At 57.5% G+C, this 22281-nt stretch carries 17 protein-coding genes; 3 read left to right on the top strand and 14 right to left on the bottom strand.

The window, feature by feature from the left end; genetic code table 11:
* Positions 1 to 16: 16 nt before the first annotated feature.
* The 9 genes from wcaF to AB8804_RS19665 form a co-directional block, all read right to left on the bottom strand.
* Entirely contained in the window at positions 17 to 571 is a 555-nt protein-coding gene (gene wcaF / locus AB8804_RS19705; protein ID WP_371189511.1) for a colanic acid biosynthesis acetyltransferase WcaF, read from the bottom strand.
* Between the two features lie 16 nt (positions 572 to 587).
* Positions 588 to 1334 carry a colanic acid biosynthesis glycosyltransferase WcaE gene (gene wcaE, locus AB8804_RS19700; RefSeq protein ID WP_371189506.1) on the bottom strand — a complete coding sequence of 249 codons (747 nt, stop codon included), beginning with the start codon at positions 1332 to 1334 and terminating at the stop codon, positions 588 to 590.
* 16 nt (positions 1335 to 1350) lie between these two features.
* A complete protein-coding gene (gene wcaD / locus AB8804_RS19695; protein WP_371189502.1) occupies positions 1351 to 2571 on the bottom strand; it encodes a colanic acid polymerase WcaD in 1221 nt (406 codons plus the stop codon).
* A complete protein-coding gene (gene wcaC / locus AB8804_RS19690; protein ID WP_371189498.1) occupies positions 2546 to 3763 on the bottom strand; it encodes a colanic acid biosynthesis glycosyltransferase WcaC in 1218 nt (405 codons plus the stop codon). Before wcaC ends, wcaD begins: the two co-directional genes overlap by 26 nt.
* Positions 3760 to 4251, bottom strand: a complete 492-nt coding sequence (gene wcaB / locus AB8804_RS19685) for a colanic acid biosynthesis acetyltransferase WcaB (RefSeq protein WP_371189493.1) — start codon at positions 4249 to 4251, stop codon at positions 3760 to 3762. The genes wcaC and wcaB overlap by 4 nt, the downstream gene beginning before the upstream one ends.
* On the bottom strand, positions 4251 to 5093 hold the full coding sequence (gene wcaA, locus AB8804_RS19680) for a colanic acid biosynthesis glycosyltransferase WcaA (RefSeq protein ID WP_371189488.1): 843 nt from the start codon (positions 5091 to 5093) through the stop codon (positions 4251 to 4253). The genes wcaB and wcaA overlap by 1 nt, the downstream gene beginning before the upstream one ends.
* Positions 5094 to 5265: 172 nt before the next feature.
* Positions 5266 to 7428, bottom strand: a complete 2163-nt coding sequence (gene wzc, locus AB8804_RS19675) for a tyrosine-protein kinase Wzc (protein ID WP_371189484.1) — start codon at positions 7426 to 7428, stop codon at positions 5266 to 5268.
* Between the two features lie 2 nt (positions 7429 to 7430).
* Positions 7431 to 7874 carry a low molecular weight protein-tyrosine-phosphatase Wzb gene (gene wzb, locus AB8804_RS19670; RefSeq protein ID WP_371189480.1) on the bottom strand — a complete coding sequence of 148 codons (444 nt, stop codon included), beginning with the start codon at positions 7872 to 7874 and terminating at the stop codon, positions 7431 to 7433.
* Between the two features lie 6 nt (positions 7875 to 7880).
* Positions 7881 to 9020 (bottom strand): polysaccharide export protein, encoded by a 1140-nt coding sequence (locus tag AB8804_RS19665; protein WP_371189475.1) that lies wholly within the window; start codon positions 9018 to 9020, stop codon positions 7881 to 7883.
* 693 nt (positions 9021 to 9713) lie between these two features.
* On the opposite strand from AB8804_RS19665, the gene AB8804_RS19660 reads away from it, so the two are divergent.
* The gene (locus AB8804_RS19660) at positions 9714 to 11297 is read left to right on the top strand and encodes a TerC family protein (protein ID WP_371189470.1); all 1584 of its coding nucleotides are present in this window, start codon (positions 9714 to 9716) and stop codon (positions 11295 to 11297) included.
* Between the two features lie 112 nt (positions 11298 to 11409).
* Here AB8804_RS19660 and asmA read toward each other — a convergent pair whose 3' ends face one another.
* From asmA to udk, 3 genes are all read right to left on the bottom strand, one after another.
* The gene (gene asmA, locus AB8804_RS19655) at positions 11410 to 13260 is read right to left on the bottom strand and encodes an outer membrane assembly protein AsmA (protein ID WP_371189466.1); all 1851 of its coding nucleotides are present in this window, start codon (positions 13258 to 13260) and stop codon (positions 11410 to 11412) included.
* Positions 13261 to 13282: 22 nt separating this feature from the next.
* The gene (gene dcd, locus AB8804_RS19650) at positions 13283 to 13864 is read right to left on the bottom strand and encodes a dCTP deaminase (protein WP_112010441.1); all 582 of its coding nucleotides are present in this window, start codon (positions 13862 to 13864) and stop codon (positions 13283 to 13285) included.
* Positions 13865 to 13955: 91 nt separating this feature from the next.
* On the bottom strand, positions 13956 to 14597 hold the full coding sequence (udk, locus tag AB8804_RS19645; protein WP_112010440.1) for a uridine kinase: 642 nt from the start codon (positions 14595 to 14597) through the stop codon (positions 13956 to 13958).
* Between the two features lie 343 nt (positions 14598 to 14940).
* Here udk and AB8804_RS19640 point away from each other — a divergent pair, with 343 nt between their 5' ends.
* A complete protein-coding gene (locus AB8804_RS19640; RefSeq protein ID WP_371189458.1) occupies positions 14941 to 18270 on the top strand; it encodes a diguanylate cyclase in 3330 nt (1109 codons plus the stop codon).
* Here AB8804_RS19640 and alkA read toward each other — a convergent pair.
* Positions 18267 to 19106, bottom strand: a complete 840-nt coding sequence (gene alkA / locus AB8804_RS19635) for a DNA-3-methyladenine glycosylase 2 (RefSeq protein ID WP_371189455.1) — start codon at positions 19104 to 19106, stop codon at positions 18267 to 18269. The two genes, AB8804_RS19640 and alkA, sit on opposite strands and share 4 nt — an antisense overlap.
* Before the next feature lie 130 nt (positions 19107 to 19236).
* On the opposite strand from alkA, the gene yegD reads away from it, so the two are divergent.
* Positions 19237 to 20592 (top strand): molecular chaperone, encoded by a 1356-nt coding sequence (gene yegD / locus AB8804_RS19630; RefSeq protein WP_371189450.1) that lies wholly within the window; start codon positions 19237 to 19239, stop codon positions 20590 to 20592.
* Positions 20593 to 20621: 29 nt separating this feature from the next.
* Here the strand turns inward: yegD and AB8804_RS19625 are convergent, their stop codons facing one another.
* Positions 20622 to 22094 carry an EAL domain-containing protein gene (locus tag AB8804_RS19625; RefSeq protein WP_371189446.1) on the bottom strand — a complete coding sequence of 491 codons (1473 nt, stop codon included), beginning with the start codon at positions 22092 to 22094 and terminating at the stop codon, positions 20622 to 20624.
* Between the last annotated feature and the right edge of the window lie 187 nt (positions 22095 to 22281).

Genomic DNA, 22281 nt, shown 5'->3' with positions numbered 1-22281 from the left:
TATTCCTCTGTACTTATCAAAGTTTTTCAGTTTCAACGCGTTCGCGTATCACCACTGCGGGGTTGCCACGGCAAACTTTATTTGCCGGTAGCGATTTAAAAACGCTGCTGCGGGCACCAATAACCGTGCCGTCGCCAACAGAAATTCCGGGTGCCACAAACACATCCGTTGCCAGCCAGCATTTTTCGCCAATCACAACAGGCGCGGCGGTAATATCAAAATGCGGGCTCATAAAGTCGTGGCTGCCGGTACACAAATAACACTTCTGTGACACCACCGAATTTGCGCCAATCGTAATCTCGCCAAGGGTATATAACACCGCGTCATCGCCTACCCAGGCATAATCCCCGAGGGTTAATTTCCACGGGTAGGTAATTTTTACCGACGGGCGAATGACTACGTTTTTTCCTATTTTTGCGCCAAACAGGCGCAGTAAAAATGCGCGCCAGCGGTACAGTATCTGCGGCGACCAGGCAAATAACGTTGCCTGAACCGCCCACCACAGCTGCACCTTAATTCCGCCCGCGCCGCGAAAACCTTTCGGCACGGAGAATCCGTTTAATTCCTGCATTACGTTTCCTTATATCTCAGGCTTTGTTATATAAGGCTTTCGCTTTACCCGTTGTTTTCAGGCGTAAGTAATAAGAGAGCGCCGCCCATAATCCCGGCACGCGCAGTATTTTACGCTGCACGTTTTTTGCGTCCTGGCACAGCTCCAGATTATTCGAGGTTGACACGCCGCCCATTGAAAATTCGGACACCAGCCCTTTAATTCGACGGAACGGATAGCCCGCCTTGTACAGGCTGGCGGTCAGCGCATAATCGGAAGAGACTTTATACTGCAAATCGTAAGGATGTTTTTTCAGACCGTTTACCGGAAAGAAAATGGCCTGATGGCTCGCCGGCAGGCTGTGATAGATATACCAGCCCGGCTTTGCGCTCCGCAGCACCTTATTACCGTCGCCAAAATCGAGCAGCGCATCGCCAATATAGAGCGCCTCTTTTTTCTCGCGGGCCAGCTGGCGAACAAACAGCGCGACATCTTCATGGAACACATCGCCCGAGTTAAGGAAGATGGCATAGCGCCCCTGCGCCATGGCAATGCCCTTATTCATGGCATCGTAGATGCCTTTATCCTTCTCGCTGACGTAGCGTAAGTTGAACTCCCCGTTGAGTTTTTCCAGAAACTCCGCGGTGCCGTCGTTCGAGCCGCCGTCGACCACGATCCACTCAAAGGTGATGCTCGGGTCGCGCGCCAGGTTGCGCAGGGATCGCCAGGTTTTTACCACGCCTTCGTAGTTGCGAAAGGCGACGGTAACCACGCTAAGAAACATAAATCACCTCATTTCGTCATACGCGCGTAATATTGAGCGCCTTGCGCAAAATAAACGGACAGACAATTAAGAATGCATATTCCGGGCTAAATATTGACCCGGTAAAAAACAGCGACACCGGCGTAAAAAGATAAAGCTGCACGCGGAAGTTTTGGTTATCACCAAACGCGTTAATCATCATTTTGAAAACTTTAAACAAATACCAGATCGTCAACAGTACCGCGAACCACGAAAAATAAATAATCAGCAGATACAGACCATTGTCTATGGTTTTTCCGACGTCCGCACCGTTAAAGATTCCGAATGATGCAACATATTCGTAAAGTGAGCCGAATCTTACTACGCCATCAATATGGGTTAAGGAATAACCCACCATCACCAGCGGACCGATGATGCGATAATAAGATGATGACCCTTCCGTTCCCAAATCACCCAGACGTTCTGAGATGTACGGGAAGGCAAATATCACGCCAACTAAAAATACCGTCAGGGAGATAATCGCCAGCGGCAGCTTTTTCTTAATCGCGTCTTTGTTAAGGTACTGAAAGGCCCACTCCAGCAGGTAAAACAGGATAAATGTCATTACCCCGGAGAACGATCCTGACAGAACAATTCCTGCAAGAATCATAGCATCGGTCTTAGGGGTTTTGATACCAAACTGTTTGATGCTGAGCCAAATTGAGATTAACGCCAGAGCGAAGAACGCCGGTTCAAAATAAAGCGCCGTGGTACGCTTCCCGCCAAACTTAATGAAGTTCAGTACATAGCTGTTACTGTATATAAGATATTTCGAAATTATTTCCATCAGGCTGCTGCCGCCGGTCAAAATAATTTGCGCCATCTCCATGGCGGCAAGCATAACTATTAGCCCGACCACAATATAAAAGAACCTGAGGATTTTCCGATAATTGTGCGGAGAAATAGTTTTAAAGCGAATACTCCACACCATGCCGATAATAATCACGATATAGACGAACAGCATGGTGGAGGTGACGTACTTGCTGGCATCCAGCGACTGGCCAAAGACGTAGTTAAACGCCGTCAGGCCAAACCCCAGCCCCAGCGCGATCATCAGCTTCTTGAGGCTGATTTTCTCAACGTAGAGTAAAAGCAGCACCGGCAGGAAGGTCACGATGGTAATCGGGAAGCTTTCCCCCAGCTGGGCAATTTTGACGTTGACCAGCAGGTAGATCAGCGGCAGCAGCAGATAGCTACAGATTCTGATAGAACGAGACATACTCCTCCAGCATCTGTTGTCCACTGTAGGCCTTGCGGCTGCGGTTGCGGAACGATTCCAGGTCAGTGCCAAAAACGATCTCAGCAATCTGCGCCTTCGGCATCTGCACCAGCGGCAGCACCTCGTTTTCCGCGAAGGTTTTACCGCCCGATTTTTCCAGCACCTCGCGCGCCGCGTCGCTGTGGGTCGCAATCACCGGCACGCCGATGGAGAGCGCTTCGCAGAGGATGAGCGGGTAGTTGTCCACGCGCGAGCTGAACACCAGCGCGTCCATTTCGTTAAGGGCGCTCATCAGCTTGCGCTTGTCGGTTTCAAACCCGTGGTTCACCACGTTGGCCCCGTCGAACGGCGAAAATTTGCCGAAGGTGTGCAGCTCAACCTTGTCACCCAGCGCCATGATGTCGCGCACCAGCTGCTGGTTGGTTTTACCGTCGTAGCGCAGGTCGTGCGCCACCACGGCGATTTTAGGCCTGCCCGCGGTCTGCGCCACCGGCGTGAGCTCCGCCAGAATCTCTTCCGTCGCCACGTCGATGCCGTTATTGATGATTTTGCAGCGCCCTGCCCCGTACAGGCTGTTGAAGGCGTCCGCCACGTGCTGGCTCGGAGAGATAAAGGTGCAGCCGAGCGAAAGCATCTCGCGGAACAGCTGGCGCTTGCCGGCCACCAGCTGATGGGCGCGATCCACCTTCACCGGCGGATAGTTGCTGAGCGTCGGGCATTTCCGGCAGTTATCTTTCCAGCCTTCGCAGCCGTCGGTAAAGGCGCAGCGCCCGGTCACGCTCCAGTGGTCGTGCAGCGTCCAGACGAAGCGGGTATCCGGCTTGTGCGCCAGCACGTTTTCGCAGAACGACACCACCTCCTCCAGATTCAGCCAGTAGCTGTGCAGCACGTGGAAGTGCAGCACGACCGGGCCGCTGGTGCGGGTGACGGTGCGGTAAAGGTTGTTGAGGTTGCCAAACAGATCGCGGTTGAACAGGCGAAACAGGGCAATGTTAGCCATTGAGGTCAGGCGCGGCGTCTGCTTTACGACGTGCGGATAGCTGTCGTGGCTGACGCTTTTCCTGCCGCCCTTGCCGTAGCCGTAGACAAAGCGCGACTGAAGTCCCTTTTGCAGCGCGCGCTGGTGGAGATCCAGCGCCACGCCTGCCGCACCGCCTTCTGCGAGGCGGACGTTAAATTGCAGAATGTTCATTTAATCACCTTCACGCGGGCCTTCTCGCCCACCACCAGCGCGTTGTCGGGAACGCTGTCCAGCACCACGCTGCCTGCGCCAATCGTCACGTTATTGCCGATCGCGATGTCGCCAATCATCACCACGTTCGCCCCCAGCTCGACGTTGTTGCCAATCACCGGACAGGCCAGGCTGTCCGGCCCGCGGTTGCCGATGGTCACGGCGTGGCGAATGGTGAAGTCATCCCCCGCGACGACAAACTTGTTGATGACGACGGCATAGCCGTGGTGAATGGTGAAGCGGCGGCCGATGGTGGCGGCGGCCTGAATCTCATAGCCCAAAATGCACTCGGTGACGATGCGGTACAGCACCAGCACCGGCGCGGCCCAAATGTTGTTCAGCACGTTTTTCTTGCGCCATACGGAGCAAAAGTGCGCGATGCGGTAGGCCAGAACCATGCAGCACGGGCGCAGGCTCCAGCTATTGGCGCGGCAATCTTCCAGAAACATTATTTCCCCCGAAGCCCGTCGGCCAGACGCTTGCCGTTGCGCACGGAAAACAGCGTCAGCAGCGTGCGCCAGTTCATGCGCTTGTTGCGGATCTGGTAGAGGGTAAACAGCTGATATTTACGGCTGGCGCGGTCGAACTTGTCCTTGTGCTTGCGGTAAAAGTGGAAGTAGCCGGAGAACTTTTTCGGCGACGAGGTGATCTGCATTTCGCCGTGGTTGATGTGCAGGATCTGCGTGGCTTCCTCCACCTTCCACGGCTCGCCGTACTCCACCACCATGCGCAGGAAGATGTCATAATCCTGCGCCGCCTTCAGCTCGGTATCGAACAGGCACTCCTTAAACCGCCACGCCCAGGTAAAGGCCTGATTGCCAATAATGTTGCGCTTGTAGAACAGGCGGCGGGAGTACGGCGATTTCGGATACAGCGGCAGGGTCGCCGGCTGGGAATACACCTCGCCCTGGCAGACGTAGTCGTTGGCGTATAAAAACGCGTGCGTCACCAGCTGCGCCTTGTGCGACAGGAAGATCGACAGGCGGTTTGGCGTCCATTCGTCGTCATCGTCGATGCCGGTCAGGTACTGGCCCTTCGCCTGCATAATCGCCTGGTTGCGCACCGCGCACGCGCCGGAGTTAATGGCGTTGTGCGTATACATCACGCGCGGGTCGTTGAGGTCGGCGACGAATTGTTGCAGCTGTTCGAAGGACGATGAACAGTCGTCGACGATAATCAGCTCCCAGTTATCGTAATCCTGACGCAGCACCGACTTGATAGCGCGGATCGCCAGCTGCTGACGGTTCCATGTCGGCATGTAGATCGAAATTAAAGGGCGTTGTGTGTTCATAAATTCCCCCTACTCCCCACCCCTCACCCCGGCCCTCTCCCCAGAGGGGAGAGGGAGAAAGACCGCACCGAGCAGTCCCCTCTCCCCAAAGGGGAGAGGGAGAAAGACCGCACCTGGCAGTCCCCTCTCCCCTCAGGGGAGAGGGTTAGGGTGAGGGGTGTGGGGTATTTTGTTATTTGCTGTCAGACTTATATTCGTACTCGTAATACCCGTAATCCTGATACCCGGTCGCGCGGCGGAAGATGGAGTTCAGGATCACCCCTTTCACCTCGATGCCGTTTTGCTCGAAGCGGCTGAGGCTGGTCTCCACTTCCTTCAGGGTGTTCACCGCATAGCGCGCCACCATCAGCGTGGTGCCCGCATGACGGCCCACGACGGCGGCATCGGTCACGGCCAGGATTGGTGGGGTATCGATCAGCACCAGGTCATAATGTTTGCTCGCCCACTCAATCAGCTGCGTGAAGCGCTCGCTCATCAGCAGCTCGGACGGGTTCGGCGGCACCTGGCCGCGCGGGATTAGGTCGAACTTAGGAATCGAGGTCGGCTTGGCGCTTTCGCTGATTTCCCCTTTGCCGAGCAGGATTTCCGACAGGCCGTTAACGTTGTTGGTGCCCAGCAGCTCGTGGGTATAGCCCTTACGCATATCGCAGTCGATCAGCAGCACGCGCTTGTTGGTCTGGCTCACCACCGCCGCCAGGTTGGCGCAGACGAAGGTTTTACCAATCGACGGGCTGACGCCGGTCATCATCAGCACGTTATTTTTGGCCTGCATCATGGCGAAGTGCAGGCTGGTACGCAGGCTGCGCACCGCCTCAATCGCCAGGTCGGTCGGGTTGCCCACGGCAAGGAGCTGGCTCTGCTTGTAGCGCTTGACGCCCTTCACGGTCTTCACGCTATCGCGCGACTTCTGCCACTCGGACAGCGGAATGCTGGCGTACACGCTGATGCCGTTCTCTTCCAGCACCTGCGGGCTTTCGATACCGCGGTTGAACAGGGAGCGCAGCAGCACGCCGACGATGGAGAGCATCAGGCCGAGAATAATGCTGCCGAAAATAATCAGCGCCTTCTTCGGCTTCAGCACGCCGGGTTGGGTGATGGCCGGGTCGACGATGCGCACGTCGCCAACGGTGCTGGCCTCGGTGATCTTCAACTCCTGCTGCTTGTTCAGCAGCTGCATGTAAACCTGCTGGCCGGACTCCACGTCGCGCGTCAGGCGAACGATCTCCTGCTGCGTTTTCGGCATGGCGGTCACGCGGTTGTTAAGCTTTGATTTCTCTTCTTCCAGCGTGCGGCGTTTTTCCAGCAGCGTCCGGTAGGCCGGGTGGCGCTTGGTATAAAGCTTGGAGATCTCCGCTTCCTTAAAGGTCAGCTCGTTCAGTTGGGCGTCAATGTTGACCATCGAGTCGAGAACGGACTTCGCTTCCAGCGGCAGGTCGACGGAGTCTTTATCCTGACGGTAGGCGTTCAGCTTGTTTTCGGCGTCGTCCAGGCGGGCGCGCACTTCCGGGAGCTGCTTGCCGAGGAAGGCCAGGCTTTTCGCGGCTTCGGCCGACTTGCGCTCAACGTTCTGCTCGAGGTAGTTGCGGGTGATGCTGTTGAGGATGTCGCGGATCTGATCCTTATCTTCCCCGGTAAAGGTCATACTCAGCACGCCGGTATCTTTGCCGTTTTCCGTCACGGTCAGGTTGTTTTGCAGGTTATTGATCATCCCGAGCGTGGAGAATTTGGTGACGGTAAACTCGCCGCCCTCCTGCGCGTGGATGGCGCTGACCCGCATGCTCACGCCGTCCTTGGTGAGCATCTGCCCGACCTCACCGCGCGCGCTAAAGCCCGCGTCGCTGGTCAGCTGGTACTGGCTTGGCCCCAGCACGGTGAGGGTGAAGGTCTGGTCCCCTGCCCCTTTCGGCAGCACGAAGTCGCTCACTTTGACCGTGTCGTTGCTGCGGCCCATGAGCCTGTCCCAGCCCGCGCCGAAGATCGGGAAGGTGTTTTTAGTGACGGAGATATCCAGCCCCAGATCGTGAACCGTTTTACCCAGCACCAGGCGCGACTGGATCAGCTGAATCTCAGCGTCCGACGCGGGCGGCTTGTTCGCCAGCGCGGAGCCAATGTCCTGCACCAGCGAGTTGCCGGTGTTTTGTTCGATTTGCACCAGCGCGTCGGCGCTGTAGATCGGGGTGGCGAAAAGCGTATAGACCACCGCCGCGGCGGCAAACACGGCGGTGATCCCAAGCACCCACCACTTCGCTTCGACCACGGTGCCGACCAGGCGGCCAATGTCGATTTCATCACTGCCCGACGTCGGGGCGGCAGAAGGTTTTGTTTTTTCTGTCATTGTTATCCCTGCTGAGCTTTCAGTGCCTGCGCCCACTGTTGGGCAGACTGGTCAAGTAAGGTGTATACCGCCTCAAACGCCTCGCGGCTCTTGCGATACGGATCGGGAATTTCGCGCTCGCCGTCCCAGTGGCCAAACAGCATCACCTTGCCGCGCATCTCGGGTGCGATATCGCAGAGCGCGTGAATGTGGCGTTTTTCCATCGCGAGGATCAGGTCATATTCCCGACACATCCGGCCGGTGACCTGGCGGGCAACGTGCCCGTCGAGGGAGAGGTGATGATCCAGCGCGACGTGTGAGGCGCGTTCGTCGGCCCCTTTGCCGACCAGCGCGCCCAGCCCCGCGGAGTCGACCGTTAACGCAGGCTGGTACTGCTTCAGCAGACGTTCAGCCGTTGGGGAACGGCAAATGTTCCCCACGCATACCACCAAAATTTTGTTAAACATCGCGGCTTACCAGGTGTGAATGTCGCGCGCCGTATCCGTCATGTAGCGAACGCCACTGATGGTTGGCAGCAACTGGTTGATCAGGCGGTTCCAGCGGGCAACCGGCGCGGTAGTGACGTACACCACGTCGTAAGGCTGGAGGCGGAACGAGGTTGCCATCACCAGCGAGGTGGCGTCGGACATATCGAGCTGGTAAATGTTGGCAATCTTGCCTTTGCTGCTGGCGTCGTCCTTCAGCGGGCGGATCACGAAGATGCCACTGGCGTTGGAGGAGGTCAGGTCGATGCCTTCCGCATTGCCCAGCGCTTCGGTCAGGGTCATGCCGCTGAAGTCCATCTTGAGCGTGCTCTGCTTCTTCACTTCGCCCATCACGAACACTTTCAGGTCGTCGTTACGCGGCACGTAGAGAATGTCGCCCGGATACAGCAGGCGGTTTTGCGTCAGATCGCCGTTTTGCATCAGCGCCTGCAGCGAGATGCGCTGCTCTTTGCCGTTGTGCGTCAGCACCACGTTGCGCCAGTCGGCGCCGTCGGTCAGGCCACCGGCGGAGTTAATGGCGTCCAGCACGGTCAGCGGCACGTTGGTGATGGCCTGCTGGCCGGACTTGTTCACCTGGCCGGAAATGTAGGCTTTCTGCGAGCGGAACGCGGCGATATTAACGTCTACCTGCGGGTCGGCGATGTACTGCGCTAAGCGGCCGGTAATATCACTACGGATCTCGGCAAGCGTTTTACCTGCCACGTGCACTTTGCCAATGTACGGGTAGAACATCGTCCCGTCAGACTGCACCCAGTTACCGGTGTCGCTTGAGCTGCGGTACTGGCCCGCTGGCGTGGTGAGCTCCGGGTGGTCCCAGACGGTGACGTTAATGACGTCGCCCGGCCCGACGCGATACTGGTAGGCGGCGATTTCCTGGTCGAGGGACATATTCGGCTGCGCAACGTTTGGACGCGGGCGTAATTGTTCTACCAGACGCGGGGTTAATGGATAAACATTCACCATTTTGTCGAGGTCGAAATCAGCATCCTGCTGTTTAATCACATCCTTTCCCATCGTCGACATATTGCTGCCGGGAAACACCGTGCAACCACTCATCAAGGTCACAGACACCAATAATGGCATCAATTTCATTTTGGATTTCATCATTGATTATTTATCACTTTGGCAGAGTAATTATCCTGTGCAAATTAAATAAGCGCGGATCGTTATGTCATTCAGAATGCAGTTAACGTGAAAGAAATATAACTGGCATCAGTCCTAAAAAAAGCTTATTCATCCATTGGCTATTGACAGAATAATTGAGGCTGACTCACACGCTTTCGGGCACGCTACCGCCCTTGGCTTTCAGTTACCAATCCACTGACTAAACAATGTGTTATGGATAAACTCCCTCTCGGATGAGGTCTTTTGAAAAATTGTTCAGCGACGTTTGCCGTCGGCTGAAAATGAATAACCTTCTCGTCAGACCGAAACAATAATAGCAACTCGGAAATTTAACATTTGATGCTGGAAGAATTGTTGCAGCTAACCTAATAGCAGGCAAGGAGACAACCGTCCTAATATTGGTTTTTAAGAATAATATTAAGCGCAAGTTTTTACGGTTTTAGGATTTTCTTTATATTGACAAAATATTATTAAAAGCCCTTACCTGCGATATTTCCTAAATACGGGACTATGTAATATATTCTGCGCAACTGGCTTATTTACAGACGCATTATTTGGCGATCTTATATCCCGGCAGTATTAAGAGAAATCTCAGCATGGCATTGCATTTTTCCCGCATATTATCCATGATCGAAGTGTGACATTGGTCATATAACAGAAGGTATTGCTATTACTATGGAATGGATTGCCGATCCATCAATCTGGGCCGGGCTGGTTACGCTGGTGGTTCTCGAATTAGTCCTCGGTATCGATAACCTGGTGTTTATCGCTATCCTGGCGGAAAAGCTGCCCCCTTCGCAGCGCGACCGCGCGCGCGTCACCGGCCTGCTGCTGGCGATGGTGATGCGCCTGCTGCTGCTGGCGTCGATCTCCTGGCTGGTGACGCTAACGAAACCCCTCTTTACCGTATATAGCCTGAGCTTTAGCGCCCGGGATCTGATCATGCTGTTCGGCGGGCTGTTCCTGCTGTTCAAAGCCACGGTGGAGCTCAACGAGCGGCTGGAGGGCAAGGACAGCGAAAGCCCGACCCAGCGCCGGGGCGCAAAATTCTGGCCGGTGGTGGCGCAGATCGTGGTGCTGGACGCCGTGTTCTCGCTCGACTCGGTGATCACCGCCGTCGGGATGGTGGACCATCTCGCGGTGATGATGGCCGCCGTGATTATCGCCATCACGCTGATGGTGATGGCCAGCAAAGCGCTGACGCGCTTCGTGAACAGCCACCCGACCATCGTCATCCTCTGCCTGAGCTTCCTGTTGATGATCGGCTTTAGCCTGGTGGCCGACGGGTTCGGCTTCTATATCCCGAAAGGCTATCTGTACGCGGCGATTGGCTTCTCGGTGATTATCGAGGCGCTAAACCAGCTGGCGATATTCAACCGCCGCCGCTTCCTTTCCGCCAACCAGACCCTGCGCCAGCGCACCGCCGACACGGTGCTGCGCCTGCTGAGCGGGAAAAAGGAGGACGCCGAGCTGGATGCGGAGTCCTCGGCGATGCTTGCCGATCACAGCGACGGGCAGATTTTTGACCCGCAGGAGCGGCGAATGATTGAGCGCGTGCTGAACCTTAACCAGCGCTCGGTCAGCAGCATCATGACCTCGCGCCACGACATCGAGCATATCGACCTGACGGCGCCCGAGGAGCACGTCCGCGCCCTGCTGGACAAAAACCAGCACACCCGCGTGGTGGTCACCGGCGGTGAAGAGGAGGAGGAGCTGCTGGGCGTGGTGCACGTGATCGACCTGCTGCAGCAGCAGCTTCACGGCGAGCCGCTCAACCTGCGCGCGCTGGTGCGCCAGCCGCTGGTGTTCCCTGAGGGACTGCCGCTGCTCTCCGCGCTGGAGCAGTTCCGCAACGCGCGCACCCACTTTGCGTTTGTGGTGGATGAATTTGGCTCCGTGGAGGGGCTGGTAACGCTCAGCGACGTGATGGAGACCATCGCCGGGAATCTGCCGAACGAGGTGGATGAGATCGACGCCCGCCACGATATCCAGAAGAACGCCGACGGCAGCTGGACGGCAAACGGCCATATGCCGCTCGAAGATCTGGTGCAGTTTGTCCCGCTGCCGCTTGATGAAAAGCGCGAGTACCACACCATCGCCGGGCTGCTGATGGAGTACCTGCAGCGCATTCCCGCGCCGGGCGAAGAGGTTCAGGTGGGGGATTACATGATCAAGACGCTGCAGGTTGAAAGCCACCGCGTGCAGAAGGTACAGCTTATCCCGCTGCGCAGCGAGGATGACCTGGATTATGAGGTGTAGATAAAAGCAAAACGGCAACTCCGTTGCCGTTTTTAATGTTTGCTCCCTCTCCCCGTGTGAGAGGGCTGGGGTGAGGGCATCAGGCCGCACATCCCACCCGGCACCCGCACTATCAAAGCTTATCCAGCAGCTTCTTCACGTCCTTGCCGTTTTGCGAATCCTTGTTGCGATCCGCCCAGTCGTTCAGGCGACGTTTTGCCTCATCCTGCAGATGCTTACGCAGGATCTGATCGACCTGCAGGCCGTAGTTCAGCGCCTGCCATTTACCGTACACGGTGAGCGGAACCGGCGTGACCTTGAGGAAATCAATCAGCTCGCTTTCCCCTTCCCAGCCCGAGAGCACGCGAACGTTAAAGCGGGTGTCCGCCGTCTCTTTCACCAGATCCATCGTGCCTGAACCGGTCAACGCCAGCAGAGAGGAGGTGCCCTGCATACCGTCCAGGGACAGCTGCCCGTTGTTCAGCGTCAGGTCGGTGCTGAAGCTGTCGAGCCGCGTGGCGCTGTCGTAATTCTCCTGCGCCTTCACGTTGCTGCTGCGCTCTACCGCCTGCTGCACCAGCTGCTGGAAATTAAGCCCTTCCATGCGGGTATCTTTCAGCGCGACGTGCGCCTGGCCCTGCCAGCTGCGGCGGAAGGCCTCGGCGTCGATTTTGGTGCCCGAGAAGTCACCCGCCAGCGACATTTTCCCCGTCAGCGCAATCGGATAGTTGAAGGCGTTGAGGATCGTGCCAATCTCTACGTTTTCAAGGCGCGGCTTGAACTCGGCGCTGGCGGTGTCGGTGCGCACGTCGAGGGTGCCGGGCAGCGAGATGTTACCCGCCCCCATTTTGCCCGCCAGTTCGGAAATCACCAGCAGGCCGCCGTGGTTAAACAGCTGGCCGCTGACGTCGGTGAAGTCGATGCCGCGCCAGCGCACGCTGTTGGCTTTCAGCAGAATATCCGCGGTAAAGCTGCGCAGCCCGTTGTAGTCAGGCTGGTCAAGATTCGAAGAGATCACCGGACGCGACTGCGCCACCGGGGCTTGCCCCGCCTGCCCGCCGTCGCCCGCCGCGGCGCTATCCGGCTCGGGCGGCAGCAGATTCTCCAGGTTCAGCTTGTCGAACTGGAGGTCGAAGACCCATTTAGGGTTATCGGCGAGCGTGACGCTGGCCTTCCCTTTCAGGCTGCTGTCGTTGGCCTGCAGATTGAGCGTGTCCAGCTCCAGCTGTTTTTGTTCTTCATGCCACACGGCCTGAAGCGTTCCCTGGCCGGTAATGCCCTTGGCTGGCAGGTCCGTTCCGGTCAGCTGCCAGTTCATCTGCTGGATGTCCGCCATCAGGCGATGCGGATAATCAGAGGCGTTGATGTTGGCGTTCAGAGATAAGGTCAGGTCGCGCTGGTCGCGGTTAATCCGGCCAGAAAAATCGAGCGTGCCGACGTGGTTGGCGTCCTGGTCCATTTTCAGATTGATATTGCGAACGGTCACCTGCTCGTCGCTTTCGTGCTGGAAGACCAGCACGCTGTCGGCCACCTTGAGGGTCGCGATATCAAACGACCAACCGGTGTCGGACGGCACGTCGGGCAGCGTATTTTCCCGCGGCGCGACCGGTGCGTCCGGCTGGCGAACGGCTTCCGTTTGCGGCGTAAGCTGGATCACCGCCCCTTTCAGCATCACCTGGTTGACCTGAAGCTGATGGGAAAAGAGCGGGATAAGCGCTACGTCAAGACGCATGTTGTCTGCCGCCACGATCGGCTGAGACGCCCCAGGCGCGGTCAACGACATGCGGCCAGAAAGAATGCTGAGCTGGGGCCAAACGTGCCAGCGCAGCGGCCCGTCGAGCTTAAGTTGGTAACCGCTGCGCGCCTCAACCTGCCGCACCATGTAGGTGCGGAAGTCGTTTGGGTTTACCAGCAGAACCAACGCTGAAAGGCCAGCCACCAGCACCACCAGCAAAATCATCAGCGTTGTCAGAACTCTTCTCATGGCATCCTCAATGGACTAGCAATCAGTCTTTATCAATACGACTGGCAACCGCACCCTGCTGGTCGCGGTATTTTGCGTCCTGGCGGCGGTTGTAAGGACGATCCGCCGGGCCGGTCAGCGGTTCAAAGCTGAGCGCGCCAATCATCATGCCCGGGCGCAGCGCCAGCGGCAGTTTACCGGCGTTGAAAAACTCCAGCACAATGCGTCCTGACCAGCCCGGATCGATACGGTGCGCGGTCACGTGAACCATCAGCCCCAGGCGCGCCAGCGAGGAGCGCCCGTCAAGCCAGCCCACCAGATCGGCAGGCAGCGTGACCGATTCAAAGGTCACGGCCAGCGCCAGTTCGCCGGGATGAAGATAAAACGCCTCACCGTCTTCAAGCACAATTTCGTCGCTCATCACGCGGTCGAGCGCGGCGCTGACTTCGTCCTTCGGCCCGCTCAGGTCGATAAACGGCGCGGTATGGCCGCTGAAGGTGCGGAATTTATTGCCCAGACGCACGTCGACGGTGACGCCGTTAATGCGCTCCACCGGCGGACGCGGGGTAATAGACAGGCGGCCTTCATCCAGCCAGGCTTCTATATCGCGGTCACAAAGACGCATGGCACTCTCTCCTTTCGTGCATCGCGCCCTGACGCCGGACAGGCTCAGGGCAAAACCAGGTTATCTCTGAACGGTACACAATTCGCACGGCTTATTCAAAAAACTGGCTGATTTTCGCTTTTAAGATATCAATGGCAATACGGTTTTTGCCGCCACGAGGGACGATAATATCGGCATATTGCTTAGAAGGGTCAATAAATTGCAGGAACATCGGACGCACGGTTTTTTGATACTGCGCCATCACGGAGTCCATCGAACGGCCGCGCTCGTTAACGTCGCGTTTGATACGGCGCATCAGGCAGATATCCAGCGGCGTATCGACGAAGATCGAGAAGTTCATGGATTCACGCAGGCGCGCGTCGGTCAGCAGCAGGATGCCTTCCAGAATAATGACCTTCTTCGGCTCGATGCGAACGGTCTCCTTGAGGCGGGTGTGCTCTACGTAGCTGTAAACCGGCAGCTCAATGGCCTGGCCGCTTTTCAGCGCTTCCAGATGCTGGAACAGCAGGCTGTGATCCATCGCGTTCGGATGGTCATAGTTGGTTTTAACGCGCTCTTCCATCGAAAGATGAGACTGGTCTTTGTAATAGCAGTCTTCGGGTATGACGCCGATATGCTCATCACCAACTTGTTCGCGCAGTTCGCGATAAAGCGTACTGGCAATAAGACTTTTACCTGAAGCTGATGCGCCGGCGATGCCTATGATGACGCACTGATGAGACTTATCAGTCATAAATTTAGCGACCTGATTGACCTGGATGTTAAGGAAGGACGACGCCGTAGCGTCAAACGCGGCAATTATAGGGATTTCGCCTGCGCGATACCAGTCGAATGCGCAGGTATTGCGAGAGGGGCTGCAAAGTCGTTTTTCGCTCCCTGAACGAAATTTTTACGCCTGTTTTTTCAGCAGCGAGGATGAATTTTTAGCAGAGTAACTCTTTAATAAGTCTATGATGTCAAATTATGAGCAGTCGGCATAGGAATTGTAAATTGTTTGTACTAGCATAAACCCCAATCTCACTTTCACGCGTCCGGATTTCGTTCCTGACGGCATGACGTCCCTGGATAACGCGGTAATGAATAAACAACACCAGCGGGTTTTGGTTACCTCCTCACATCCTTTACTGCGACTTGTCTGTCTGGGTCTGGTCACCTTCATTTTTACCCTTTTCTCGCTCGAACTCTCCCGCTTCGGCACCCTTCTGGCGCCGCTGTGGTTCCCCACGTCCATTATGATGGTGGCGTTTTACCGTCACGCCGGCAAAATGTGGCCCGGCATTGCCCTGGCCTGCTCCTTTGGCAACGTGCTTGCCTCGTGGATGCTCTTTTCGTGGGAATCGATAAGCCTCATCTACACGGTCATTAACGTCATCGAGGCCTGCATCGGCGCGCTGCTGCTGCGCAGGCTCCTCCCGTGGTATAACCCGCTGCAAAACCTTAACGACTGGGTGCGGCTGGCCGTCGGCAGCGCCATCGTGCCGCCAGTCGCGGGCGGCATAATGGTTCACCTGCTGGTGCCAAGCGACGAACCCCTGCGCCACTTTCTCGTCTGGGTCCTGTCAGAGTCCGTCGGCGCGCTGGCGCTGGTGCCGTTAGGGCTGCTGTTCAAGCCGCACTACCTGCAGCGCCACCGCAATCCCCAGCTGCTGCTGGAGACGCTGGCAACCATGGCGATCACCCTGGCGCTGAGCTGGGTGTCCATTCTGTGGCTGCCTTGGCCGTTTACCTGCATTATCGTTCTGCTGATGTGGAGCGCGGTGCGCTTGCCGCGCATGGAAGCCTTCCTGATCTTTCTGATGACGGTCATGATGGTTTCGCTGATGATGGCGCACGCCCCCAACCTCCTGACATCGCAGCACCCCAGCGCGATGCTTAACGCGCCGTGGCTGCCGTTTTTGATGATGCTGCTTCCGGCAAACGTCATGACCATGGTGATGTACGCCTTCCGCGCCGAGCGCAAACACATCACCGAGAGCGAAGAGCGCTTTCGCAACGCGATGGAATATTCCGCCATCGGGATGGCGCTGGTGGGAACGGAAGGCCAGTGGCTGCAGGCGAACAAAGCGCTGTGTCAATTCCTCGGCTACAGCCAGTCGGAGCTGCAGTCGCTCACGTTCCAGCAGCTGACCTGTCCGGAGGATCTCAACACGGATCTGGACCAGCTCGAGCAGTTGGTTAACGGCGATATCAACACCTATACCATGGAAAAACGCTACTACACCCGCAGCGGAGAAGTGGTGTGGGCGCTGCTGGCCGTCTCCCTGGTCCGCCACGCGGACGGCTCGCCGCTCTACTTTATCGCCCAGATCGAAGACATCAACGATCTCAAGCAGACGGAATGGGTCAACAAGCGGCTGATGGAGCGTATTACGCTTGCCAACGAGGCGGGCGGCATCGGCATCTGGGAGTGGGACTTAGCGCCGGACGTTATCAGCTGGGACAAGCGGATGTTTGAGCTGTACGACATTCCGCCGCACATCAAGCCGACGTGGCAGCTGTGGCACGATGCCGTCGTGCCGGAAGATCGCGAGCACGCCGAGCGGGTTATTCGCGACTCGCTGACGGCGAGGCAGCCGTTTAAGCTTGAGTTTCGCATTCGCGTCAAAGAGGGCGTACGCCATATCCGCTCGCTGGCGAACCGGGTGTTGAGCAAAGACGGCGACGTGGAGCGCCTGCTCGGCATCAATATGGACATGACCGAGGTGAAGCAGCTCAACGAAGCGCTGTTCCAGGAAAAAGAGCGTCTGCATATTACCCTCGACTCCATCGGCGAAGCGGTGCTGTGTACGGATATCGACATGAACGTCACCTTTATGAACCCGGTGGCGGAAAAAATGAGCGGCTGGCCGCAGGACGAAGCCATCGGCCAGCCCCTCCTCAAGGTGCTGCACATCACCTTTGGGGTGAAAGGCCCGGTCATGGAGAACATCCACAGCGGCGATATGTCGCGCGCGAATATGGAACAGGATCTGGTGCTTAACTGCCGCCACGGGGGCAGCTTCGACATTCACTACAGCATTACCCCGCTGAGCACCCTGGACGGGCACAACATCGGGTCGGTGCTGGTCATTCAGGACGTCACCGAGTCGCGCAAAATGCTGCGCCAGCTCAGCTACAGCGCATCCCACGACGCCCTCACCCGCCTGGCGAACCGCGTCAGTTTCGAAACGCACCTCAAGCGCCTGCTGCAAACCGTGCAGGAGACGCACCAGCGCCACGCGCTGGTCTTTATCGATCTCGATCGCTTTAAGGCCGTCAACGACACCGCGGGGCACGCGGCGGGCGACGCCCTGCTTCGCGAGCTCTCCTCACTCATGCTGACCATGCTGCGCTCAAGCGACGTGCTGGCACGCCTGGGGGGCGATGAGTTTGGCCTGCTGCTGCCGGACTGCAACGTTGAAAGCGCGCGCTATATTGCGGGTCGCCTGATTCAGTCGATCAACAATTACCACTTTATGTGGGAAGGCCGCCTGCACCGTATCGGCGCCAGCGCCGGGATAACGATCGTGGACGATGCCAACTGCCAGGCGGCGGAAGTGATGTCGCAGGCGGACATTGCCTGCTACGCCTCCAAGAATAACGGACGCGGCGTGGTGACGGTCTACACCCCGCAGCAGGAACGCGCCCACAGCGAGCGCAATGTGATGTCGCTGGACGAACAGTGGCACATGATCAAAGACAACCCGCTGGTGATGATGGCCCGCAGCGTCGCCTCTCCGCGCATTCCGGAAACCTGCAGCTTCTGGCTGATTTCGCTGCGCCTGTGGACCAGCCAGGGCGAGATGCAGGAAGAACAGGCTTTCCGCGCCGGGCTGACCGAGCGGGAGCTGCTGCACGCGCTCGACAGGCGTCTGTTCGGCGAATTTTTCCGCACCTTTGCCGCACAGGTCGCCACGAAGGGGCTCGGCGTCGCGCTGCCGCTGTCGGAGGCGGGCTTGTCCAGCGCCACGCTGGTCGATGAGCTGCTTGAGCTGCTGCAAAACGGGCCGCTGCCGGGACGGCTGCTGCACCTGGTCATCCCCGTTAACGTCGTTCGCTCGGATAACCCCAAAATTGAACAGGGGCTGCACAAGCTCCGCTACGCGGGCTGCCGCGTGGTGCTGAGCCATGTCGGGGGGGATATGGACATTTTCAACCACCTGAGCGCCAACGTGGCCGATTACCTGATGCTCGATCCGGACATCGTGACGCACGTCCACGGAAACCTGATGGACGAAATGATGGTGACCATCATTCAGGGTCACGCCCAGCGGCTGGGGATGAAAACGCTGGCCGGGCCGTGCAATCAGCCGATCATGATGGATACGCTTTCCGGTATTGGCATCGACTACATTTACGGCGACACCCTCTCAGAACCACAACCGCTGGAGCTTCTGCTGAACACCAGCTACTTCGCGATTAACTAGGGCTTCCAGCCCTCGGTATACCAGATGTGCAGCAGCGCGTACGAGCGCCAGGGCCGCCAGCGCTCGGCGTAGCGGCGGATTTGCGCGGGCGTCATGCCGTCAAAGCGCTGCTTGATCAGATAATCGTCCGGAAGAAAAACGTCTTTCGCCTGCCAGCCGCGCAGGGCGAGATAGTTCGCGGTCCAGCGGCCAATGCCCGGCCGCTGCTGCAGCGCCTTCATGCCGGCCTCAACGTCCTCGGGCGGCGATAGCGGAAACTCGCCGTCGACTACCGACCGGGCCAGATGAATCAGCGACTCCGCGCGCTTTAGCGGCATGCCGAGGGCCTTTACCGCCAGCGGATCGGCCGCGGCCAGCGCCTGCGGCGTTGGGAAGCAGCGGTATCCCGGCGCGTCCTTTACCGGCTCCCCGCACAGCGCAACCACGCGCGTCGCCAGCTTCGCCGCCATCGCCACGCTCACCAGCTGACCGAGGATCGCCCGCACGCCCTGCTCGTAGGCGTCCATCGCGCCGGGCAGCCGCAGGCCGGGGCGCGCGGCACCGAGTTCCCCCAGCGCCGAGCGGATCGCATCTGGATCGCAGGCCAGATCGAAAAGCCGACCGATGCGCTCGAGGCAGATCGCCGCAACCGGCGTCAGGCCCGGGCTGAGCGTCACCGCAAGCGTTTGGGATTGCTCGTCCGGCGTGACGCGAAATATTCCCTGATGCCCCTCGCAGGTGAAGCTGCGCTCGTAGTACGTTTCGGTGACGGTTTCTACGCCGGACACCGCGCGCGCGCCAAGAAAGCTAAACATCCATTGCCAGTCATAAGGGGGTTGCCAGGTCAGGGTATACATCGTCGCTCCTTTCAGGTTTTCCTGAGTCTAAACGGAAAGCCTCCGTTTCGCCTTGCTTTCATATTCCTGTTGTCGCCAGGCGGACATTTCGCTAAAGTCTCGCCCCTTCTCACCGGCATGGGGATATAACGTGTTTATTGGATTCGACTACGGCACCGCGAACTGCTCGGTGGCGATTATGCAAAACGGCCAGCCTCAGCTCCTGAAAATGGAGAAAGAGAGCACGCTGCTGCCCTCAATGCTCTGCGCGCCAACGCGTGAAGCGGTCAGCGAATGGCTGTATCGCCATCATCAGGTTCCGGCCACCGCGGCGGAAACGCAGGCGCTGCTGCGCCGGGCGGTCAGCTTTAACCGCGATGAGGACATCGAGGTCACGCCGTCCAGCGTGCAGTTCGGCCTCTCCTCGCTCGGGCAGTACATTGACGATCCGGAAGAGGTGTACTTCGTTAAATCACCGAAATCCTTCCTCGGGGCCAGCGGCCTGAAGCCGCAGCAGGTAGCGATGTTTGAGGATCTGGTCTGCGCCATGATGCTGCACATCCGCAACCAGGCGCAGAGCCAGGTGACGGAGGCGATTGACCAGGCGGTGATTGGTCGGCCAATTAACTTCCAGGGGCTGGGCGGCGACGAGGCGAACCAGCAGGCGCAGGGCATCCTTGAGCGTGCGGCGCACCGCGCGGGCTTTCGCGACGTGGTGTTCCAGTACGAGCCGGTCGCGGCGGGTCTGGACTTCGAGGCCACGCTGACGGACGAGAAGCGCGTGCTGGTCGTCGACATCGGGGGCGGAACCACGGACTGCTCGCTGCTGCTGATGGGGCCGCAGTGGCACGCCCGTCGCGACCGCGAAAACAGCCTTCTCGGCCACAGCGGCTGCCGCGTCGGCGGTAACGATCTGGATATCGCCCTGGCGTTCAAAAGCCTGATGCCGCTGCTCGGCATGGGCGGGCAAACTGAAAAAGGCATCGCCCTGCCGATCCTGCCGTGGTGGAACGCCATCGCCATCAACGACGTGCCGGCGCAGAGCGATTTTTACAGCACCGCCAACGGCCGCTTCCTCAACGACCTGGTGCGCGACGCGCAGGACGCGGATAAAGTCGCCCTGCTGTATAAGGTATGGCGTCAGCGCCTGAGCTACCGCGTGGTGCGGACCGCGGAAGAGAGCAAAATCGCGCTTTCCGATCGCCCGGATCACGCGGTGTCCCTGCCGTTCATCAGCGACAACCTCGCCACGGCGATTTCTCAGGAAGGGCTTGAGGCGGCGCTTGCCCAGCCGCTGCAGCGGATTCTGGAGCAGGTGCAGCTGGCGCTCGAAAACGGCAACGAGAAGCCGGACGTGATTTACCTGACCGGCGGCAGCGCCCGCTCGCCGCTCATCAAAAAAGCGCTGGCGGAACAGCTGCCCGGCATTCCCATTGCCGGTGGCGATGACTTTGGCTCGGTAACCGCAGGGCTGGCGCGCTGGGCGCAGGTGGTGTTTGGCGCCTGACCGGCCCCGTTCACCCGAGAGGCTCTCCCCTAAGGGGCGGTGAGCCTCACGCTTTCCTCACCGTAGCGCCAGGCCTTTTCTGCACCAGGGCCGGAGGCGTGTTCAAGCTGGGCATAGTCAGCGAAGTCGTAAAAGCTGACCGGCGGCAAATAATAATACCCCTGCAGCAGGTCGACCTCGCGATCGCTAAGCCACTGGTGCTGCGATTTACGCTCCACGCCTTCCGCCACGATGCCCAGCCCCAGCAGTTTCGCCAGATTAATGATCGACTCCAGCATCGGCAGCGCCTGATCCTCGTGCTTAATGGTATTGATAAAGACCTTATCAATCTTAATAACGTCCAAATCGAGTTCATTCAGATAGCATAAATTGGCATAGCCCGTACCAAAGTCATCAAGCGCAAACAGTACGCCTCTGTTGCGTAAAGAGCGCATGAGCTCTTTCAGGGCAAGATTAACCTGGAGCGTTTGGTTTTCCGTAATTTCGATCATCAGCGTAACCGGCAGCGAGGCCGTAAGCTCGAGGAAATGGAGGCATTCCCAATAAAATACCGGATTGCTTAAATGCGCCGGGCTGACGTTAAACGCGACATAAAGCGATTTATCCCCCCACCCGCGGCAATGGTTAAGATCCTCAGCCACTTTGTTCATCAGGTAGCTGGTGAGCTCGCTCATTAATCCGCTTCGCTCCGCGAGAGGAATAAATTCGCGCTGCGAGATCGCGTAATTATGGCCCATTGGCCAGCGTGCGAGTATTTCCACGCCGCGCACTTCCCCCCGATCGTTAACGATAGGCTGATACCAGGGAATGATTTCGTCATTTTTTAATGCCAGGCTCAACCGCTGGGCCTCAGGACTTCCAGACCCGTTATTTTCCACCGTCGGCGTTTGGACGTGCTCTTTTCCAGGCATGGAGAAGCCAAGCAAATTATTCCGGCAAACAAAAAGGATGCTTTCGTTAAAATGGCTCAGCCCCAGGCGATGGGTAATTTTTTCCCTGTAGCGATACAGCGCCTTTTTGCTCAGCGAGTTGGCGATGCAGAAATCGTCCAGAGCCTCCTTATTAAAGGAAACTCTGAATAATTCCTCTTCAAAATCGGTAAGCTGAAACGTCATTGCGTCCTCACCCTGCGCCACGCTGTTGACCATCGGCTTCAGCGCCCTGCTTTGCAAAAAGCGGATAATACTCTTAATGGTTAAATCGCCGCTTATCGATTCGACGGATTCGTAGCCTCGATTAATACACCGACTTTCACTCATCGTTAACGCGACGCATTTAAAATTGCTGAACTGACTGCTGTTTCGCTGCAGCCATTTATTCGCCCAAAGAACAGGCACGCGCGTATCCACAATCAGCAGGCACGAGCTGAACCGAGGCGTTAATAAGCTCGCGTCCAGAACAAACGTATTTGCATCCACCAGTACCAGATTAGGTATGAATGATTTAATCCCTGAGAAAAGATAAATATCATAGCTTAGGAGAAATATCTTTTTCGCATTCATAATAATTACCACACCGTTATTTATACAACGTGATCCTCTCGCTCGTTAAAAAGCGCCTTTGAATTTGTATTTCATATGGAACGGCTTATGGACGCTACGCGCCAGGCGCAGCGAGAAGTTTAAAGTCGAAATATCGGTGGGCGACCTCCTGAACGTGTGCTTTTTCGCATTATGGGCATAGTAAAAT

Origin of the sequence: Enterobacter sp. KBR-315C3_2022, from assembly GCF_041399425.1 — a bacterium.
Taxonomy (GTDB): Bacteria; Pseudomonadota; Gammaproteobacteria; order Enterobacterales; family Enterobacteriaceae; genus Enterobacter.
The sequence above is the reverse complement of the archived record's forward strand: the minus strand, read 5'-3'. Positions and strand labels throughout refer to the sequence as shown.

What these genes read in the sequence shown, in the direction of transcription:
- wcaF (WP_371189511.1), bottom strand. Translation starts at nt 571, where the DNA reads ATGCAGGAATTAAACGGATTCTCCGTGCCGAAAGGTTTTCGCGGCGCG.
- wcaE (WP_371189506.1), bottom strand. Translation starts at nt 1,334, where the DNA reads ATGTTTCTTAGCGTGGTTACCGTCGCCTTTCGCAACTACGAAGGCGTG.
- wcaD (WP_371189502.1), bottom strand. Translation starts at nt 2,571, where the DNA reads ATGTCTCGTTCTATCAGAATCTGTAGCTATCTGCTGCTGCCGCTGATC.
- wcaC (WP_371189498.1), bottom strand. Translation starts at nt 3,763, where the DNA reads ATGAACATTCTGCAATTTAACGTCCGCCTCGCAGAAGGCGGTGCGGCA.
- wcaB (WP_371189493.1), bottom strand. Translation starts at nt 4,251, where the DNA reads ATGTTTCTGGAAGATTGCCGCGCCAATAGCTGGAGCCTGCGCCCGTGC.
- wcaA (WP_371189488.1), bottom strand. Translation starts at nt 5,093, where the DNA reads ATGAACACACAACGCCCTTTAATTTCGATCTACATGCCGACATGGAAC.
- wzc (WP_371189484.1), bottom strand. Translation starts at nt 7,428, where the DNA reads ATGACAGAAAAAACAAAACCTTCTGCCGCCCCGACGTCGGGCAGTGAT.
- wzb (WP_371189480.1), bottom strand. Translation starts at nt 7,874, where the DNA reads ATGTTTAACAAAATTTTGGTGGTATGCGTGGGGAACATTTGCCGTTCC.
- AB8804_RS19665 (WP_371189475.1), bottom strand. Translation starts at nt 9,020, where the DNA reads ATGATGAAATCCAAAATGAAATTGATGCCATTATTGGTGTCTGTGACC.
- AB8804_RS19660 (WP_371189470.1), top strand. Translation starts at nt 9,714, where the DNA reads ATGGAATGGATTGCCGATCCATCAATCTGGGCCGGGCTGGTTACGCTG.
- asmA (WP_371189466.1), bottom strand. Translation starts at nt 13,260, where the DNA reads ATGAGAAGAGTTCTGACAACGCTGATGATTTTGCTGGTGGTGCTGGTG.
- dcd (WP_112010441.1), bottom strand. Translation starts at nt 13,864, where the DNA reads ATGCGTCTTTGTGACCGCGATATAGAAGCCTGGCTGGATGAAGGCCGC.
- udk (WP_112010440.1), bottom strand. Translation starts at nt 14,597, where the DNA reads ATGACTGATAAGTCTCATCAGTGCGTCATCATAGGCATCGCCGGCGCA.
- AB8804_RS19640 (WP_371189458.1), top strand. Translation starts at nt 14,941, where the DNA reads ATGAATAAACAACACCAGCGGGTTTTGGTTACCTCCTCACATCCTTTA.
- alkA (WP_371189455.1), bottom strand. Translation starts at nt 19,106, where the DNA reads ATGTATACCCTGACCTGGCAACCCCCTTATGACTGGCAATGGATGTTT.
- AB8804_RS19625 (WP_371189446.1), bottom strand. Translation starts at nt 22,094, where the DNA reads ATGAATGCGAAAAAGATATTTCTCCTAAGCTATGATATTTATCTTTTC.